We start from the raw sequence: 19,526 nt of genomic DNA on the forward strand, positions 1-19,526 counted from the left end.
CGCCCCCAGTGAGGTCGGGCCGAAGCGCGGTGCCGGGCTTTCGTCCGGTCCGTTTCTTCGGCCCGCCTCCCGAACCGGACGTGCAACTCTCGCTGCATCCGGCTCTCCACGGACTCACGTCGGCTGGGTCAGGCGACGTGTCGGGGGTGTCCAGGGGTTGGGGATCACGCTGCGGCGTCGGTACCGGGACACGGTGACCGAGGCCGGGTTGAACAGGGTGAGCTGTCCGTCGGTGATCGTCCATCCGCCGGCCATGAAGCGCCGTCGGAGTTGCTTCCACGTCAGGCCCTTGTGCCGTTTCCGGATCCAGATCGCTGTCCGGTGCCAGGTGAAGGCGCCGAGGTAGCTGAAGGTCCATTTCGACACGCCGTGCTTGAAGTAGTTGCTCCACCCTCGTAGTACGCCGTTGACGCGTTCCAGCAGGGCGGTCAGGTCGGCTTGTGCTGAGCTGTGGGTGAGCGTGCGGACCTTGTCCTTGATCGCGGTGACCGCTTTCTTGGACGGGTACGTGTATACGCACCGTCTACCCGTGCCCCGTTTCCGGTGCCGCTGGATGCGGAACCCGAGGAAGTCGAAGCCCTCGTCGATGTGGACCACCATGGTCTTCGCCGGTGACAGGCGCAGGCCCATCCCGGCGAGGACCACGGCCACCTCGTCGCGCAGCTGTTCGGCGTCACGCCGTTCGCCGTGCACGAGGATGACGAAGTCGTCTGCGTAGCGGACGAGCCGCCAGTTCGGCTGGCCGTGCCGGCGGCGTTTCGCGCGCAGGACTCTCGTCGACATCGCCGTCTGCCACGTGTGCTGGGCGAAGTCGTCCAGCACGGACAGGGCGATGTTGGCCAACAGCGGAGACAGGATGCCCCCTTGCGGCGTCCCGGTGTGTGTTTCCTCGCGGGAGCCGGTCTCGGTGAGGATTCCGGCCTTGAGGAAGGCTTTCACCAGGCTCAACACGCGCTTGTCCCCGACGCGTCGACGCATCCGCGCCATCAGCGCGGCGTGGTCGATCGAGTCGAAGCACGCCTCGATGTCCGCTTCCAAGATCCATTCATATGACTTGGATGTCAGAAGATGGATGTCGGCGATGGCGTCCTGAGCGCGCCGGCGGGGCCGGAAACCGAACGAGCACGGATGGAAGTCCGCCTCGAAGATCGGCTCCAGCACCAGCTTCAGCGACGCCTGCACGACCCGGTCCGCGACGGTCGGGATCCCCAACCGGCGCTTCTTGAGGCTGCCCGGCTTCGGGATCAGCCGCTCCCGCACCGGAAGCGGCCGAAACTCACCCGACCGCACCGCCTCCCGGATCATGCCCATGAAGGGTTCCGCACCGACCAGCGCCTGAAGGTGATGGGCGGTCAAGCCGTCCACACCAGCGCTGCGCGAGCCGGTGTTACTCCGCACCCGATCCCACGCCACCATCAGGAACGCGGGATCGGTGACAAGGTTGAACAGATCATCAAACCGGCGAGACCGATCCTCGCCTGCCCATCGATGCAGCTTGGTCTGAATCTCCAGTACCCGCCGCCACGCCTCATCGAGGCTCGGCCACGGCGCGCCGGTATTCACCAGCGACCTCCTGGCATGACAATCCCTCCCTGCGAACCCGCTGCCCGCCTTCGCCATGCAGACGGCTCTCCCGCCCTCGGACTACTACGCGGACTCCGCCCCATCGAGGTGCCCCGGCAGGACAACGTGCCCTCCCATCTCCGCCACGCTGGCCGCGTCGCGGCGGGTCCGCACCCAGACGGTTCCCACGTTCACCACCGATCGATCGACGGAGGAGGTGCCCAACTTTGCCCCTGCGGCCCGCTGCGGGTACGCCGTAGACCTTCCCCGCAACCACCACGACGAGGGGATCAACCCCGCCGTGGAGCCCACCCGGACGGCGCTAGCCCGGATGGTTCGTCCGCGATCCCGGCCCATATCCGCCAGATTTGAGCCGGTGGTGGAATTAAGAGGCGTTACACGTCGGTTCCTCACGTACACCTTTCCGTCTCGCTTGCCGAACCTGGGCCGTCTGGCAGTACCAACCCATCCCGGCGTTGTCGAGGCCGCTTCCCACCCTCCCGCGCGTTCCCGCGATCAGGCTGCCTCCAGCTTCACGCCCACTGCTACGACAGCAGACGGGTGAAGGTCTCCCACCTCCACTCGACCGATAGCGCCTCGTGGCGCACGACGCCGTTCCACCACCGCCGCACCACTTCCTGCACCCCGCGATCGTACATACGTTCGATCTGCCGGGTGGCCCGGATGGCGAGCGTGTCTCGCGCGCACCTAGCGAAGGGTCGTTCGCAGCGGTCCTCCGCGCCCCGGCCGTAGGGCTCGCAGCAGTCCGGGCGGTGCCGATACACCCGAAGATCACGCCCGCCCCGGCGGGCGAACTCCGGCGTGATCTCGTACAAGCAGGCCTGCCACACGACGGTCTCCCCGCCGCCGGAGACCACCTGGCCGTCACCCGGCCCCCCGCGCAGCAGCACCTCCATCCCTCCGACCGTAGGGGATCGGCGAGGGCCGGGCGCGAGCTCGACCGATCACCCCGCCGCCCTTCTGGCGGACCGAGAAACAGGGGGTCCCCGCAGCGTGAGCTTCACGCTGCGGGGACCGGGTGTCGGTGGCCTGCTGCCGGGGCTGCTCCACCTGCACGTGGCTGTGGCCAGCAGCCTCAGGGTGACCTCGCCGACCTGTTGAGGTTCGCCGCGCCGCCAGCAGTTCGCCAGCCCACGGCTTGGCGTTGTGGAGAACTTGGGCGGCTGTGCAAAACGCCCTGATCATGGCCGGATGTGCTAGCACCCCCGCGACCAGCGGTTGTCTCGGCGGCTTCCAGACGGGCGCCGCTTGGCTCCAACATCCCGGTGGGCCCGACGGCTGTGGCAGCTACTCGTAATGGGCCGGCGAGTCTGGCCGAGGTGCACCGTCACGGAGTGAGGGATCCTCCTTGCTGGAAGTTCCACCACCGACCCGCTTGTGGGGCGCGTCGGAGCATTCGTTGTGGCGGATCTCCACCCCTGCCGGCCTCCGGTTCTTCGATCACGACGTGAAGGGGGTGGGGGATGAGGGGCACTTGCGGCCGGAGTGGTGGGGCCCGGAGGTGATGCCGGCCCGTCCGCGGGGGCGGGTCGGGGATGAGCAGGTGCTGCGTCGGCCGGTCGCGCCGATGCTTGCGGCACCGGTGGACGTGGTGCTCGACGTCGCCGCCCAGCTGCTCACCACCGCCGGCGACAACCCCGACCGGCTGCACTCCGAAGCCGCCCTCGCCCACCTCTGCGGCGCAGCCCCCATCCCCGCCAGCTCCGGACGGGTGCGCCGCCACCGCCTCCACCGAGGAGGCGACCGCGGCGCCAACCACGCCCTGCACACCATCGCCCTCTGCCGCCTGCGCTACGACCAGAGAACCCGCGCCTACCTGCACCGCCGCACCACCGAAGGCCTCAGCAAGCAGGAAATCCTCCGCTGCCTCAAGCGCTACATCGTCCGCGACATCTACACCGCCCTACGAGCCGACTTCGCCGCACTCGCCCCTTGACCTCCATAGGAGCATCAGGATGGAACGCTCGGTTGTTGCTGTGGCCTTGATTGACAGCCGTTTCTACATTTTGCCCTGGAGGTTAACGCGATGGATGGGCACTTGTCGGGAGTTGGCCTGTGGGCGATCCTGCTTGGTCTAGCGCTGACGTCATCGGTTCTCGCTGCCGTAGTGGGCAAGCTGCTGGACCGAGGATCGTCCCAGCTGGACCGCTTGCGTGAGGGTTATGCCGAGGCAGCTAAAGCCCTCGCGGCCTGGGACAATTTCCCTTATCGGGTCGAGAGGCGAATTGACGATCATCCCGAAACTCGAAGGGCGCTATCTGAGTTGGGCTCCGATATCACTGAGAGATTGGCCTACTACTCTGGATGGGTCAGTGCGGACAGCCCAGCAATGGGGGAGTTTTACATGCGCCTGGTTCAGCGGCTGCGCGTAGAGGTCGCTCCCCATGCTCGCTTCGCGTGGAATCAGCCGCCCCGGTTGTCTGCTTCTGACATGAATATCAGGAAGGAGTTCACTGTATCTGTTACGCAAGGAACCTCGGGTTGGGCCTACGTGCAAGTGTTTTCTGCTGGCTTTCGCTACCGATTCGGGTGGCGTCGCTATCTACTCCCTACTCCACTGCTGCGGTACTTCCTTGCTAAGAAGGAGGTTCCGGGCGCCCGGCGGGCCGGCGCGGCCAGAGACGAAGACGGAGACGTCGCCGCGCCAGTTCAGAAAGCTGATGCCGGTGGAGCTTGACATCCATAGGAGCATACGCTTCTCGTGCTTCGGCCTTGGCGGTCGCATCAAGCGGATGTTTCGGTCATAACACCCTAAGCACGCATGAATGTCGGACGAGCTGCCGTCTCTCTTCGTGTACCTGGCTGGCGCAAGGCCCTCAGACGCGAAAGTGCGTCGACACAGGTCGCACCGTGGGTGCATATGAGGAGTGCGGCCCGTTTCGTTGCGCCGCTTTCTTGCCAAGACAATAAGGCGCGGTCACCAGCTGGACCAAGGCTCTTCCGGACACAGGGCTTGCATCGAGCGCCCAACCAGGTCTCCGAACCTGGAGCGATGCAAGCCGAACGCCAGACAGTAAAACCAGCTCTAGGTTCACCACTGGAGCCGGGACCGAGAGCGGCGGGAGCATCGACGTACTGCATAGTCTTGGTACATCGTCTATGGTCTTCCCATGTCCCGGCGGGAGTTAGTGCGACGAGTGCAGGAAAGCCTACCCAAAGGTAGCGATTCCGTAGCATATCCGGACCATCCTCTCTTGCTTGGGGGCCCCGACGTTCTGGCATCAACTAGTGGCACACTAACTGCGTACTTTGTCTCTACCCCGAGATCACCCCAAACGACCCCACAGGCGCTAGCAAATGTAATGTTGTCGCGCTTTGCCTTACCAAGAGGAACGACGTTCGTTCTGGTGCTGGAAGAGGCAGTAAGCGGGGTGCAGGAGAAGTCCTTTCTCTTCGATGGAGTGGTCATTATCCGACGTCGCCGTCGCACTGCCCTGCCATCGGGACCGATAGGCAGCCGATCAGGTGTCTGGGATGCAGTTGAAGAATTGAGGGGACCGCATCATGAACGCTACAGCGAAGCATGGGCTCTGACTCGCGAACGGGGACGTCATCCAAGTAGACCTACCCCCGGTAGGTCATCAGCCGAATACGGACTAGCACGCGGGATTTATCGCCCGAGAGGTCGCTACACGGACCTTGACAACGGACACATGTACGTCCGAAGCCCGCAACGCGAGAGCAGGGGTAGCCTCACTCAGCGGCTAAAGGAGGCGTCAATGACCGCGGCGCGGCTGGACTATTGCCTGGATGCAGGCGTCGAAGGGTTCAGCGAGGTGGAAGCCAACATGCGGACGCACGGACTTCACTTGGCGCTGCATTACAACCGTCTACCCGCACTTCCCGGCACGCGGGCGTTTGATGCGCTTAAGCCGATTCGCGCCGCAGCATTCGCTGGCTTTGCTACGGACCTGGAGGATCAGAGTGTCGTCATATAAGAAGCGGGTGACCACGCTGCGCGTATTGATTAGCGGGCACCCAGTCTTGAGTAGCTCGCCGAAACTGCCACATATTACGGGTGAGGTCGGGCGAATAGCCGCATCGGGCCGAATTCCAAAGCAGAACGGATGGCTGCTGGCTGTTGTTCATACCACCAGGGCGCTTGATACCACTCTGGGTGAAATCGTAAAAATCAAAGGATGGGCGAACAACAACAACCACAGCCTGGGTGGCTATTTGGGACTTCTTCACGTGAATTCGATTCTGTCACAACAAGAGAAAGATGACTACAACAAGGAAATTGTTTGGAAGCGCAATATGTACATGCACGAGGCTGGGGCCATGCCGAGCCAACTCGACGCAGACAAGATCCTCAGCGGTATGCACTCTTGTGCTTCGACGGTGCTGGCTCGTCTCTAGGTGTCTAACTGGCCGACGGTCGGTTCGTACGTAGACAGATGTCCTTGGACGACGGCGAACACAACCGCGAGCGCGCGGCAGGCAGTCGCGGCACTTCGACCTCTAATGGTTACCTCGACGGGAAGGCACCTGATGAACATCGGCGAGCCGGAGGAGGAGTGGGAGGGGTATAACTTCTCCGGGTTCGTTCCGATGATCTTGGCGGGCTACCGCATGTCAGCGGTATGGCGCGCGCTTAGAGGCTTGGAAAGGCTAACTGAAACCATCGCCGCCGACATCCAATCCGAAGCGGCCGATTACCTCACATGGTGTGAGGCCCACGAGCATGACGAGTACCCCAATGAGTTCGGACTTTCGATCGATCTAGCGGCAGCTGAGGTTTATGCCGACGAAATGCTTGCGGCTGCGTCCGAGCTTCCGCACCTGTTCTTTGGCGGCCTGGTCGTCTACCTGCTGAGCACGTTGGAAGCGACCCTGGCCGGCTGTCTTGAGGCAGCCCAGATCGTCACGCAGCGCCCAGTCGTGAAGAGAGTCCCGAATCCCAAGCTAGAAAACTACGTCAGAGCGCTAGAGGGTTGCGGCGTTCATGTCGGCTGGGATGACGAGGTCTGGGCGGCCCTCCGTCAATGGCGCGATCTCCGAAACAAGATCGTTCACACGTTCGATATGCCGCAAGGGGCACCAATTCTTTCTAGCTCAGCGGCGCAGGAGGTGTTCTGGCTAGTGGACTTAGCAATCAGAGACGTCGATCACGCAATGTCCGCGCTTGGGTCCTTCGCTAAACGCCCAAGCCCCTGACCTATACCTCCCTGGGGCCCTCACCGATCACGGGGTCGGCGCGCCGTCCTCATCTGGCCAGGCGACTCGCGCTGAGTCCTGCGTGGCAACGCCTGACCCCTGCGTGGCCCCAACGCCCCGCCAAGACAGCACTGCGAGCCAACCCAGCAGGGGACGGACCCCGAGGTGGCGACGGCTGGCCAAGGCGCTGCGCGTGTCCTCTTAATCCGGTGGTCGGTCGTACCAGGCGAGGCAGCCGATAGGCAGCGAGGGTTCAGCAGCGGGCGGCAGCCAACGACAGCAGGCGGCAGAGAAGCCCTGCTCGACGATGCAAGACGGCATCGGATGACACACGACGTTGCGCCGTACCCGCGTTCACACCGAAGCGTCCTCTGGCGCTCGGCGACCTGGCGCTGGCAGTACTAGAGCCCAATGGAAGCGGTGCTTTGCCGGCAGGCCACACCGCTATGAAATCGAGCTGCGCGCCGCCTCTAGTGCATCTGAAATTGCCTCGGTCACGCCGCCCTTCTGGGAGCCTATGTCAACGAAGGCTGCGACCGCACAACGCCTAGGAGCCTCAGGGCGGACGACGTTGATCACGCGAGCGAATCGACGGTCCGCGGTGGCGAAAATGTCGGCATCGGGAAGGTACGAGGAATACTGTTCATCCACAGGGTTGCCCGGGCCAATCTTGCTTGCGTGCTGCCCATATCGGACTGCCCATCGAAGCCAGCACCGCAACATCGCTGCGTCATCCATCTCGTACAACCACATCCGGCCGAAGTCGGCCCGATCGCTGCAGGCAACGTCAAGGTCGACGTAGGCTCCGACCCAGTCGGCGTAGGTCGTGTCCTCGCCCGTGAAAGGGGCTCGCCTCCTCACGGTGAACAAGGCTTGCCAAAATATCCCGAGGTTCTCCAAACGCCAGGGTTCGATAACGGTGCCGGGTTGCCACCCTTCAGCAATAGCGTCTGCCTCGCCGTCAGGGGGCGGAATCAAGCGCCTCAGTCGGATAGCCTTTGGCACCTCCTCCAAAGTCCGAAAGAAGCCGGCCGATCGCCACTCGGCTTGCTGTTGGCGCTGCTCACGCAGCAGCAGCTCGCTCTGGGCCGCTCGCCGCTGCCTGCCTGCGAGAAGTCCAGCGGCTTCATCTCGCGCTGCCCGCCAGACCCTTGTTTTCCAAAAACTCTCCAATTCTGCTATCGCTCGCTGGTCCGGCTCCTGCTTCAGCCAATGAGGCCTCAGCCGGGCAACCTCTGCTACAAATTCCCCACTCTCACGCTCGGCCTCTGTCGGCAAATGCCTCCAAGCCGATCGGCATATCAATCTGACAATTCGCCTCCGTGAGGCCGTATGAGGACTGTTCAGTACCTCGAGAAGCGTTGCCGGTGGGATGACTACCTGTATTTGTGAGCTCCGGACGAATCGGTGGAACTGATCCTGCTCGCGATAGTCGGCTAGACGGCTCCACACATTCGTGTCCAAGAGCAGCCGCGTCTGTTGGGAGCTTTCGTTAGATTCCTGAGGGGCATGACTGCACGGCGAAGAACCTTGCCCAGTGCGCTCCGGGTAGAAGCGGCGGCCTAGGTTTTCATTCGCCAGTGGTCGACGCGGCTTAGGACCTGCCCGGTCGGGTGCTGCGCTAGCACTCACTGCTTTGCCCAGTACCGGAAGATCTCCTGCACGGTGGTGTGCCAGGGAACATCGCCTTCTTCAAAGCCCTTGCCGGGTGCTCCAGACTCTGAGTTGACCACGAGAGCTGCCAGTGAGGGTTCGCCAGCCTCGATGCAGAGGTCCGATAGGTCGTCCAGCACGTGCCGCATGTGGTGGCTCAAGGCAACGTCAGAGATGCCTATGGCCAAGCCGAGCGCTTTGTACGTCACCAGGGAGCGGCGGCGGGCGGCCATGATGAGCCCACCGCGCGCTTGAAGGACCTGTTGGTCTCTTGACGTCAGCACCATGTGGACATACTCCTGCTCCTGCTCACAGGGGGAAAGGCCAGAGCCGGCGAGGGCGGCCGAGCAGCCCTCGATGAACTTCGCGTCTGCATGCCTACTTTGGCGGCCTGCAACTGCGGTCCGGGACTCATAGTCCTACTGCTGGGCGGTGAGCTGGTCGAGGGTTTCTGTGGCGGCGTCTCGCAGCCGAGCGAAGGCGTCCGGCTCGGCCGCGGCGAGTTCGGTGTAGATGCCTATCGCCTCGGTCGTCGTCTTGATCGCGGCGGGCATGTAGTCGGGGTCGGGAACTTGGACCGTGATCCATCCCACGTTCCATAGCGAGCTTGCCAGGCCGGACAGGTGGGCGTCGCGGTTGAGCCGGACCAGCTCTCGGTAGAGCTCGACGGCTTCCCCGGTGGCGATCAGGGCTTCGGCCAGCCGGCCCGCCTGCGCCAACGGGACGGTGTGGCTCCTTAGCGAGCTTGCCAGGCCGGACAGGTGGGCGTCGCGGTTGAGCCGGACCAGCTCTCGGTAGAGCTCGACGGCTTCCCCGGTGGCGATCAGGGCTTCGGCCAGCCGGCCCGCCTGCACCAACCGCGAGGCGTGGTATTGCACTGACGCTGCCAGGTCGGGCAGGTAGGCGTGGCGGTTGAGCCGGACCAGCTCTCGATAGAGGTCGACGGCTTCCCCGGTGGCGATCAGTGCCTCGGCCAACCGGCCCACTTCTGCCAAATCTGCGGCATGATTGTTCACCGATACGGCCAGGTCGGGCAGGTAGGCGTCGCGGTTGAGCCGGACCAGCTGCCGGCGTAGGCCGACCGCTTCGCTGCTGGCGATCAATGCCTCCGCCCGCCGATTCGCATCCCCCAACAGGACGCCGCGATTGCTCACCGACATTGCCAGGTCGGGCAGGTAGGCGTCAGGGTTGAGCCGGACCAGCTCTCGGTAGAGGTCGACGGCTTCGCCGCTGGTGATCAATGCTTCTGTCAACCGGCCCGCCTGCGCCAATCGTGAGGCGTAGTTGTTCACTGACATTGCCATATCGGGCAGGTGGGCGTCGGGGTCGAGCCGGACCAGCTCTCGGTAGAGGTCGACGGCTTCGCCGCTGGTGGTCAGGGCCTCGTCCCGGCGGCCCGCCTCGGGCAATAGGACGGCGTAGTTGTTCACTACCCCTGCCAGGTCGGGCAGGTGGGCGCCGGGGTCGAGCCGTGCCAGCTGTCGGTACAGGTCGACGGCTTCGCGGCTGACGGTCAGGGCCTCGTCCCGGCGGCCCGCCTCCGCCAACCGGACGGCGTGATTGCTCACCGACGCGGCGAGGTCCCGCAGGTATTCCTCGGGATTGTGCCGTGCCAGCTGTCGGTACAGGTCGAGGACTTCGCCGCTGACGGTCAGGGCCTCGTCCCGGCGGCCCGCCTCCGCCAACCGGACGGCGTGATTGCTCACCGACGCGGCGAGGTCCCGCAGGTATTCCTCGGGATTGTGCCGTGCCAGCTGTCGGTACAGGTCGACGGCTTCGCCGCTGACGGTCAGGGCCTCGTCCCGGCGGCCCGCCTCCGCCAACCGGACGGCGTGCACGGCGCGCCATTTCGCACGGTCGGCCGCTGTTTCCATCGCATCGTTGCTGATGATCACGGTAGTCAGCGCTAGCGCCAACCGGTGCAACTCCAAAGAAGGGTACGGCACCCGCTGCGCCAGGCTACGCAGCCACTGCAGTTCGTGCGGTGACTGCTCGGCCAAGAGCATCGCCATCCGTGGGGCGTAGCGGCCGGGGAACTGGAGAGCCACCTGCACCACTGCCTCGGCCATCGTCGCCACGTCCGCGGCTAGCGCCTCACCGATGAACCCGTCCACCTCGGCTTCCTCAACCGCAGCGTGGTCAACCGCAGCCCGGCCCAGCAGGGTCAACGCCTGCACCGCCTGCCCGACCCCAAGTCCGCGAAACAGCGCTTCGCGCTCGTTAGCGCTACATTTGCCCAGTACCCCCACCGCTAAATGCTCGGCGAGCAAATCCGGCTGCAGCGTGCCCAATCGCCCCTCGGCCGAGGGACTCTCGTCGGCCGGGTAGAGACCGCGCAGCCACCGCACCCACGGCGCTTCTCCGTCCACGGCCTGTCCGCCATCCGCCCTTTCAGCCGCCACGGTAGGTAAGGCACGCCGTACTAGGCCGGCAACGGCCGGCTCGTCGTCAGCTCCGAACAACGCCGCCACTCCAACGACCCGAACCAGCAGCGCATCAGCCTCCTCTTCGTCGGCCGGCAGGTTGATTCGGTGGCGTTTGGCGCTGCCCCGCCAGTACCGACGCTCATGCCCCAAAACCTCCGCAATCACATCTCCCCGTCCGTAGCCGTTGGCCGGGCCACCTAACACCGCTACCAGGGCCGCCGCATGCAACCGCAGCACCGGTGCATTCTCCGGGTACTTCCGATGCTCTAGATCTGCTGGAGCCGACCGTCTGAGCTTGCGCGCGAAAACCTCTGCCGCATGCGCCACCACCTCAACCGCCGGCCGTGTATCGATGCGCGCATCCAACGCCACCAGGTTGCGCCGATCACTGGTCAACGCATCCAACAGCGCCGCATGCTCATGAACCGAGGCAGACAATGACGTCCACCACGAAGCAGCGGTACGGGCTAGCAGCAGCACGCGAACCTGGTCACCGCGACGCCGCGACGCCGCCACCAGCAACTGCGCTAACCCCCTACCAGGGCGAGACTCGGCATAGTCCACGATCAGCAGCAGGCGGCTCGGCGCACCATCGGTAGTCGCTTTATCCGCCGCCTGCCCCTCGGTTCCCATCTGTACGGGAACACACTGCCAACCCCGGCGTTCTAGATCATCCATTAGCCGCAACGCCAGCCTGGTTTTGCCGTAGCCACCAGGGGCGAAGACCAGGCGGACGACCGACTCGCCGCGATCCTCGCACCACGCCGACAACTGTCGAAGTTCCGCCTCTCGGCCGCGGAACGGAACAACCTGCTGCGACGGATACAGCAGCCACACCAGTGACGACGGCGCCACGGTCGACACAGCGCCGAAGTCCACCCGCCGCACCAGCCTTGAAACCCGCTCGTACAGGAACGGCGAGAAGGCCCCTACCGTCGCGGCCAACCCACCAACCAGCACAGTGGATACCGGCTTGTTCTCCGCCACCGCCACCCATGCCGCAGACGCCGCTGGGGCACCGACTGCCAATCCCAGCAGAACGCGGAGCAACCACCTCGGCACGGGCGCACCGTACCGACCGTCAGCAGCGAACCACAACCAACGAAGGGGCTAGACCTAACCCTCACCGTGTCAAATCCGTCCATAAGAACGGCACGCGGGCAAGGGCAGGAGGCGCCCCTGCAACAGCCGCAACGGTCTTGACATCAACGGCGCTGAACGGACCGACGCGAGTCGCGGACGAGTAAACCGCTTTGATCAGTAGTTGCCGAGCACCTGCGCCAAGCCGGACAGTCCGGCCGCGGCGATGGATCAACGGGGCCGGCTTGATAGCCGCACGTGGGAACCACCCGGCGCGAACTGAGCGGGACGAGCCCGGACCGATCCAGGTGCCGAGCGCGCGGTGACCAGGCGCCCCGGATCTTGCCGGACGACTGCGCAGTGCCCTTGGGAATCTACGTCAGATGGTCAACGCCGGCCGGTCGTACAGCCATCCGTACAGCCACGGCCAGCCGCAGCCACCGACGTGCCCGGCAACCACGGACGGGCTGACCAGAGGTGCGAACGCCCGTTCAGTCATCCGCGATCTTCTTCTAATTCCCAGGCCGCTACGGGTCGTGGGCGCCACCGCTTGACAGCCGCCATTGAGACTCGTCCGGTAGGGCGCTCCACCTTGTCCCCGTCCGGCGAGGCTGGACGGTCTGACGACTGCCCGACGAGGAGATCCGCTAATGCTCGCCGCTGGTGTTACTGCCAGCGCCAGGGCGGCCCTTACGGGGGTGTCTCAATTGATGAGGTTGTGGCCTCGGGCACGATCTTCTATTTGTGGCGGATGTTGTTGGGGACATGGTCCAGACCTGGGCGCCGGAGGATTTGTGGGCGGTTGCGCAGCCGTTGATTCCGGTGGCTGCGAGACGGCCTCAGGGCGGTGGGAAGCGATGGTGCCGCTTCTCCTTACCGGGCGACGAAACACTTGGGGGAGGCGGACCCGATGACTGGCCGACCCTGTCCCGATCGCCCCTTTGCGCTACGGGGTGGTGAATCGAGCGATGACCGGGGCGTGATCCGGCACGATGGCTCCCTCCCGGCTGCGGGTGGAGGCGCCGATGGAGGTGATGTCGTCAACGAGCGAGTCGATGCTGACCAGCCGTAGTTGGAGGTCGCGGGTGGCGAGGATGTGGTCGATGAGTTCGCCCCGGCCTTGGTAGATGCGGGAGTAGGCGCGGGCGGGAGGCAGGCGTCGTCCGAGGTTGTACAGCCGGACCGCGTCGCCCGTGTCCGGTCGGTGCACGTCCCCGTCCGCGGGGCCCTCAAGCAGCACGGTCGTGACCGCGTCCGGTCCGTCGTTGAGGTCACCGCACAGGATCGTCGGCATGCCCGGCTGCCCGTCGACGGCGGCCGCGGCAAGGACGTCGTTGAGGTGCACGCGCAGCGCGACGGCCTCGGCGGTGCGGCGGAGCAGGGCGTAGCCGGCGCCGCGGGCGCGTTCGTCTTCGCTGCGGGGGTAGCGCCGCCCGCCGGGGTAGGTGAGCAGCTTGCTCTTGAGGTGGGCGGTCAGCAGCCGCAACCCGGGGCCGCCGGAGTCGACGTGCACCTGGACCGCCCCTCGACCGAGGTGGGTGAGGGTCCCGCCGTCGACGTCGGGGACCGCCGGCAGCCCCGCCTGCGGCAGCGCGACGATCTGCGCTTCCTCGGTGAGGGCGTGGCGGGCGAGGACCGCCACGCGGATGCCTCGGCTGTCCGGGTGGGAGGACACCAACGCCTGCCAGGGCTCGCCGAGGGCTGCGCGGAGGTCTTCGGCCGCTGTCGGGGAGCCGATCTCCTGGAGGGCGACCACGTCCGCGCCGGTGCCGGAGATGAGCCCGGCGAGATAGGCGAGCTTCGCGGCGTACGTTTCTGCCGCCGACGTGTCGCCAGCGTCGGGTCGGAACAGGTTCTCCACGTTCCACGTCATGACGATCAGGTCGTTGGCCACCGTCGCTCCCAGCGTGTGCTCCCAGCCTGAGAGTCGCACTGTAAGACGCCGCTGCAGCCGCGGGCGCCGCTGCGTCGCCATGTCGACACGCACCAACCCGCCAGCAGTAACAGACACGCCTGCCCGGCCACGGGGGCGGCGCCGGGAGGCTGGTCCGGGCCAGTATTCGCAGAAGCCTTTTCCCCTCTTCACAAAGGCGACCTTCGATGGACATGCTCGGCGGAGATGGTCGCTGTTCACCGCGCTGCCGAGGAGGCCTTCATGCCAGTCACCCGACAGTCCCCCCGAACCTCGCTGCGGCGGCGTGCCTTCACCGCCGTAGTTACCGTGGCCCTGGCCGGCGCGTACCTGCTTGCCGTCGACGCTGCGCCAGCGCTGGCGACGCCTCCCGGCATCCCGTCCAAGGCGACCGCCCAGTCGCAGCTCAACGCCCTCACCGTCAAGTCCGAGGGGTCGACGAGCGGGTACTCCCGGGACCTGTTCCCGCACTGGATCACTATCAGCGGCACCTGCGACACCCGCGAGACCGTGCTCAAGCGTGACGGCACCTCCGTCGTTACCGACAGCAGCTGCGCGACCGTGTCGGGCCGCTGGTACAGCCCGTACGACGGTGCGACCTGGTCCGCTGCCTCCGATGTCGACATCGACCACGTCGTGCCCCTCGCCGAGGCGTGGCGCTCGGGTGCCAGCGGGTGGACCACCAGCCGGCGGCAGAGCTTCGCCAACGACCTCAGCCACCCGCAGCTGATCGCCGTGACCGACAACGTCAACCAGGCTAAGGGCGACCAGGACCCGTCCACCTGGCAGCCGCCGCTGTCGTCCTACCGGTGCACCTACAGCAAGATGTGGATCACCGTGAAGTACAGCTGGGGGCTGACCCTGCAATCGTCGGAGAAGTCCGCCCTGCAGAGCATGCTGAACACCTGCAGCTCCTGACGACTGGATGGCCACGCGCGGCTACTCCGCCTGATCGCGCCCTCCTTCGGGCACCGGCTCCACCGAGCCGGTGCCCGACAACATTTCGGTCTGCGGCCCCGGCTGCGTTCAGGCGAAAACCACCATTGACCCATCCAGGACCCGTTGCACCGATCGTCGGACAAGCCCCTCGCCAGACAACTCTCCCTCGCCGGCGCGCTGAGGGATCCACACCCCCGGTTTTCGATCTCAGTCGTACAGGCGTGCCTATGGCGTTCATCAGGAACGACCGCAGGGATGTCCGGTAGTAGCCAGCGGACAGGCGCGACGAGACAGCCCCGCCGATGCCCGGCCAGGACTCCATCGGCTCAGTGAAGCCCTCTGGATCCGGCCAAGTCCGGGTGCCCAATCACACGCCATGGCCGATACTGCCAGCCCTTGCCTTGCCCGACGCGAGTCACTCAGCGGTCGTCCGTCCCGTTCACCCTGCTCATCAGGCTGCAAGGTGTCCGTGTCTGTGAGTAATTCGTGGGTGACGTGAATGTGATCGTCATGTTTGACTGAGGTCTATGCGAGGGGGGGAGGCGCGGCTGGCGATCGACTGCGGTATCGCCAGCACAGCCGCGGTGCTGGCGTGGCCGGACGGCACCTGGCTGCCGCTGATGTTCGACGGCGAACCAGCCCTGCCGAGTGCCGTGCTGGTCGGCGGGGACGGCGACGTGCTGACCGGCCACCAGGCATGGCAGGCCGCCGCCGCGGATCCGCAGCGGTTCATCCCCGCCCCACGGCGCTCCCCCGAGCAGCAGCTCGCCGTTGCCGGCGCGGATGTCGACACCCTGGACCTGGTCGCCGCGACGCTACGTCGGGTCGCCGCCGAGGCGCAGCGGGCCGTCGGGTCGGTGGTGGAGGACGTGCGGCTGGTGGTGCCGGCCGGATGGGGGCCGCGGCGGCGGACGTGGATGCGCCACGCCGCGCACCGGGCGGGCCTGCCCCAACCCCGCCTGATCGAAGCCCCCGTGGCCGTTGCCGGACACTTGCTGGCGACCGGGGTCCAGCTGCCGGTGGGGTCGTACATCGTGGTGTGCGACGTCGGCGCCGGCGCCGAGGTCAGCGTCCTGCGGCGCGGGCCGGCCGGGTTCGAGGTCCTCGCTACCCTCGCCGACGCCAGCGCGGGTGGGACAGCGATCGACGAAACCCTCACCGCCATGTTCGCCGGCACCAGCCCGGCGGGTGGCGACGGGCAGCGGTGGGCCCTACTGGCCAGCGTCGGCGCCGCGAAGCACGCCCTGGGCGACCGTGTCGCGGTGACGGTGCCGCTGCCCCAGGGCCAGGCCGCGGTGCTCAACACCGACCTCCTCGAGCAAGCCGCTCATCCTGTCCTGCAGCGCGTCGCTCAGCTGGCGATCGAGGCGATCGCCGCCGCCGAGATCGCGGTCAACGACCTTGCTGGTGTCTACTGCGTCGGCGGTGTCGCCCGGATGCACCTGCTGGAGAAGGTCCTCACCGAGACCGTCGGTGTCACCCCGACCGTGGTGGCGGACCCTGCTACGGCGGCCGTCCGGGGAGCCGCCGACGCAGGTGCCGCTGACGCCGCAGCGGCCGCAGGGCTGCCGGCGGAGGAGCCGGTGCCACCCCTGCGACGGGCCGCCGCGATTGTGGTACCCGGCTTCATGTCGCTCGGCCTGATCTCCCAGTTCCTGCTGACTCCCGAATGGAACGGAAGCTACCTCTACAAGTGGGCGCTGCTGAACTGGGGTGAACTGGCCGTGTCCGCCGTGTTCGCGGTGATCGCCAGCCTCGGCGCCGGTACCGTCCTCGCCTCCACGATCGCCGCCCGCACCAACCCGGCGGTGAGCCCTGGCTCCCAGACCGGCACGGGCATCCTGGCATCGGCGTCCCTCGGCGTCGCGGTCAGCGGCATGTACGCCGTCGTCGGCAGCCTCTACATCGGCGACCCCGCCGGCGGATTCCTGCGCTGGGCGCTGCTGCCGATCACCCCGATCGTCGCCGCGGCCGCGGTGATGGCCCTCGTCGCCGCCCGACAGTGGCGCATCCCCCAAGGCGGCTGGTCGCAGCTACTCGCGTTCCCGACCGGCTCCGTGGTCACCGCCGGGCTGGGGATGATGCTCATCCAGTACTCCCTGACCGCGGACCGCTGGCCGAACGTGGTCCTGTGGATCGACCTCGCCAGTCGCCTCGGCGGCCTGCTCCTCGGTGTCGGAACCGTCATGGCCGTCGTCTCCCAGCCCATCCTGCGGCTGATCCTCGGCGCACCCCTCGCCGTCATCACCGCCGCGCTGGTCGGGTGGCCCGCCTCCGGAATCCTCGGGGCCATCTACGCGATCGCCGTGGCCGCATGGTGGCTGCGCCAGCTGTGGACCCGCCTCCTTCGCCCCGCAGCGCCCCCAGTTCGATGAGCGGCGGGCCGAGGCGCGGACAACCACGCCGAGCAGAGGTCAGCTCCTGCAGGAGGTGGGTGAGGTGAGGTGGCCGCGAAGGGTCACATCCCTCGCCTTCGCTCTGCTTCTTCTGGGTATGCCGCCGTGGCTGCTGGCGAGGTTCGTCGGCCCCCCGTTGCACAGCTGGCCAACCCTGCAGCAGCTCCGCCTCTGGGCCGCGCAACCCCTCACCACCCAGACGCTGACCGCCGGGCTGACGGTCTTCGCATGGCTGCTCTGGCTGCTCGTGGCATACGCGGTCATCGTCACCGCCGCACCGCGTCTGCGTGCCGGCGCCCGCTGGCTGCGGCGCCTGCCGCTGCCGACACCCCTGCAAGCCACCGCCACCGGCATGGCCGGCGCCGCCGCCCTGACCGCCGCGGCCAACACCACCGCGACAGCCCCGCCCGTCCAGCCCATCGCTGTCTCCGCCGGCACACTCCACCACGACGCTGTCGACGCGCACCCGGCACCCGAGGTCCAAGCGGGGGAGGGCGTCACCATCCCGGGCGGCTGGCTGCCTCAGAAGACGGCCGACCAGGTGGCCGCCGCGGCCACACTTGTGTGGCTGAGGCGCCGACGCAGCTACCAGCCCGGCCTGCGGGAGTCTCCGGACCAGCACGACGGGGACCTGGCACCGCTGCCAGCGGCCGTCACCGCCGTCCAGGCAGCCGTCTGCGTCCCCGACCAGGACTCCAGCGAACGGTCGCCCGACGAGCAAACCCTGGCTACCGCGCCGCCGTCAACCGCCGCGTTACCTCCGACGGGCGTCGCCTTCGCCGGCGGCGGCGCGGCCGACGCCGCCAGGGGAGTGCTGGTCACCGCGCTGCTTGCGGCGTTGCGGGATCCGCCCGACGCCATCCGCGTGGTCATCACCCGGTCCGCCCTCACCACGCTGCTTCCGCCCGCCGCCACCGCAGTCTGCGCCGGCATACCCGCCCTCCGGGTCACCGAGACCGCGGCCCACGCCGTTGAGCTGATCGACTCCCTCGCGTCGCCCACACCTGACACGGCTGGCCCGTCGCCGCCGAGACACGAGGAGGCGTCGCGGCTGGTGCTGATCACCGAGCCGCCGCCGGGGCCTGCCGCCGACCGGTTGGCGGCCCTGCTCGGCGCCGGCCGAGCAACCGCGGTCGTCCTCGGCGCATGGCCGCTCGGCGCCACGTGGAGCGTCGACCAGCACGGCCGGACCGTGAATGCGCGGCTGCCGGGGCAGGCAGGGCCCCGGCTGTGCGTCCTGGACCGGGTCGCCGCGATGGACCTGCTCACCGTCATCGCCCCGCCCACACGAAGCCACCCACCGCACGCAGGCACCGCCCCCCGCACAGTCGTTCCCGAACAGCGACGGCAGCCGCCCGAGGTCCGGATTCCCCGCCAAGCCGGCGAGGACCGCACGCCCCAGCCCACCCCGCCCGTTGCCGCGCAGCCGCCGGTCGAGCTGCGGGTCCTCGGTCAGCCCACGCTGCTCATCGACGGCCGGGCCGTGACCATCCGCCGCAGCGCCGCCGTGCAGATCCTGACCTTCCTCGCCGTCCACCGCCACGGCGCCACCACCGCACAACTCGTGCAGGCAATCTGGCCCGGCCTGGCCGCCCACACCGTCACCAACCGCCTCTACACCACCCTCAGCGTGCTACGCGCCGCCATCCGCGCCGCCTCGGATCTCTCGATCATCGACCACACCGACGACCGCTATCGCCTGCGCAGTGAGCACCTTGAGGTCGACCTGTGGCGGCTGCACACCGCCGCCCACCACGCCGCCACCACCCTCACCGACCCCGCCCGCGCGTGGCAGGCCGTGATCGACGCCTACACCGGCGACCTCGCCGCCGGCCACACCTGGCCCTGGATCGACCCGCCCCGGGAAGGCGCCCGCCGGCTCGTCCTCGACGCCTACGCCGCCGCCGCGTCGACCCAACAAGATCCCCGCCGCGCCGTGGAGTTCCTGCAGGCCGGGATCCGCGTCGACCCCTACAACGAGAACCTCCACCAGCGGGCCATCGACATCCTCACCACGCTGGGAGACCACGCCGCGGCAGAACGGCTGCGCGACGCCCACCATCACCGGCTCAGCGACGCCGGGCTGCACCCCAGCGACACCCTCGGCCAGCCCCGCGAACACAGCAACGCCTCCGCCGGCGACTAGCGAACCCCGCCAGACGTCGAAGCGCGGTAGCGCGAGACACCCCGTTGCGGAAGCAACCGATCGCAGGGGCCGTAGCTCGTTGACCTGCGGTTGTAAGGGCGCGTGAGGTTTTGTAAGGCGCTGTAAGCCGTCGCCCCGCCCCGCCGCCATCGCCACGGCCATAGCGTCAGATCATTCCCAGCCCACCGCCATCCGCAGCCCTCGTTCGCGGCGCGCTCGCCGCCGCATCCGGC

General features: G+C 67.1%; 11 protein-coding genes and 2 pseudogenes. 8 read left to right on the forward strand and 5 right to left on the reverse strand.

Going from position 1 to position 19,526, the window contains the following annotated elements:
* Positions 1–114 precede the first annotated feature (114 nt).
* Both ltrA and Q2K19_RS21860 read right to left on the reverse strand, forming a co-directional pair.
* Positions 115–1,563 carry a group II intron reverse transcriptase/maturase gene (gene ltrA, locus Q2K19_RS21855; RefSeq protein WP_302763313.1) on the reverse strand — a complete coding sequence of 483 codons (1,449 nt, stop codon included), beginning with the start codon at positions 1,561–1,563 and terminating at the stop codon, positions 115–117.
* Positions 1,564–2,285: 722 nt separating this feature from the next.
* A pseudogene (locus Q2K19_RS21860) lies at positions 2,286–2,480 on the reverse strand (hypothetical protein); the annotation flags it as partial.
* A 662-nt stretch (positions 2,481–3,142) separates the two neighbouring features.
* On the opposite strand from Q2K19_RS21860, the pseudogene Q2K19_RS21865 reads away from it, so the two are divergent.
* The 5 genes and pseudogenes from Q2K19_RS21865 to Q2K19_RS21885 form a co-directional block, all read left to right on the forward strand.
* Positions 3,143–3,520, forward strand: a pseudogene (locus Q2K19_RS21865) (transposase); the annotation flags it as partial.
* Positions 3,521–3,610: 90 nt separating this feature from the next.
* Positions 3,611–4,261, forward strand: a complete 651-nt coding sequence (locus tag Q2K19_RS21870) for a hypothetical protein (RefSeq protein WP_302763316.1) — start codon at positions 3,611–3,613, stop codon at positions 4,259–4,261.
* 1,042 nt (positions 4,262–5,303) lie between these two features.
* On the forward strand, positions 5,304–5,522 hold the full coding sequence (locus Q2K19_RS21875) for a hypothetical protein (protein ID WP_302763318.1): 219 nt from the start codon (positions 5,304–5,306) through the stop codon (positions 5,520–5,522).
* 7 nt (positions 5,523–5,529) lie between these two features.
* A complete protein-coding gene (locus tag Q2K19_RS21880; RefSeq protein ID WP_302763320.1) occupies positions 5,530–5,943 on the forward strand; it encodes a hypothetical protein in 414 nt (137 codons plus the stop codon).
* A gap of 132 nt (positions 5,944–6,075) precedes the next feature.
* Positions 6,076–6,741 carry a hypothetical protein gene (locus Q2K19_RS21885; protein WP_302763322.1) on the forward strand — a complete coding sequence of 222 codons (666 nt, stop codon included), beginning with the start codon at positions 6,076–6,078 and terminating at the stop codon, positions 6,739–6,741.
* 1,628 nt (positions 6,742–8,369) lie between these two features.
* Here Q2K19_RS21885 and Q2K19_RS21890 read toward each other — a convergent pair.
* The 3 genes from Q2K19_RS21890 to Q2K19_RS21900 form a co-directional block, all read right to left on the reverse strand.
* Positions 8,370–8,681, reverse strand: coding sequence for a hypothetical protein (locus tag Q2K19_RS21890; protein WP_302763323.1), 312 nt, complete (start codon positions 8,679–8,681; stop codon positions 8,370–8,372).
* A 132-nt stretch (positions 8,682–8,813) separates the two neighbouring features.
* On the reverse strand, positions 8,814–11,807 hold the full coding sequence (locus Q2K19_RS21895; RefSeq protein ID WP_302763325.1) for a tetratricopeptide repeat protein: 2,994 nt from the start codon (positions 11,805–11,807) through the stop codon (positions 8,814–8,816).
* 1,039 nt (positions 11,808–12,846) lie between these two features.
* On the reverse strand, positions 12,847–13,794 hold the full coding sequence (locus tag Q2K19_RS21900; RefSeq protein ID WP_302763327.1) for an endonuclease/exonuclease/phosphatase family protein: 948 nt from the start codon (positions 13,792–13,794) through the stop codon (positions 12,847–12,849).
* Between the two features lie 261 nt (positions 13,795–14,055).
* Here Q2K19_RS21900 and Q2K19_RS21905 point away from each other — a divergent pair, with 261 nt between their 5' ends.
* From Q2K19_RS21905 to Q2K19_RS21915, 3 genes are all read left to right on the forward strand, one after another.
* On the forward strand, positions 14,056–14,730 hold the full coding sequence (locus Q2K19_RS21905; protein ID WP_302763328.1) for an HNH endonuclease family protein: 675 nt from the start codon (positions 14,056–14,058) through the stop codon (positions 14,728–14,730).
* 548 nt (positions 14,731–15,278) lie between these two features.
* Positions 15,279–17,126 (forward strand): Hsp70 family protein, encoded by a 1,848-nt coding sequence (locus tag Q2K19_RS21910; protein WP_302763329.1) that lies wholly within the window; start codon positions 15,279–15,281, stop codon positions 17,124–17,126.
* 157 nt (positions 17,127–17,283) lie between these two features.
* Positions 17,284–19,293 carry a BTAD domain-containing putative transcriptional regulator gene (locus tag Q2K19_RS21915; protein ID WP_302763330.1) on the forward strand — a complete coding sequence of 670 codons (2,010 nt, stop codon included), beginning with the start codon at positions 17,284–17,286 and terminating at the stop codon, positions 19,291–19,293.
* The last annotated feature ends 233 nt before the right edge of the window (positions 19,294–19,526 follow it).

The sequence above is a fragment of the Micromonospora sp. NBRC 110009 genome (genome assembly GCF_030518795.1).
GTDB lineage: Bacteria > Actinomycetota > Actinomycetes > Mycobacteriales > Micromonosporaceae > Micromonospora.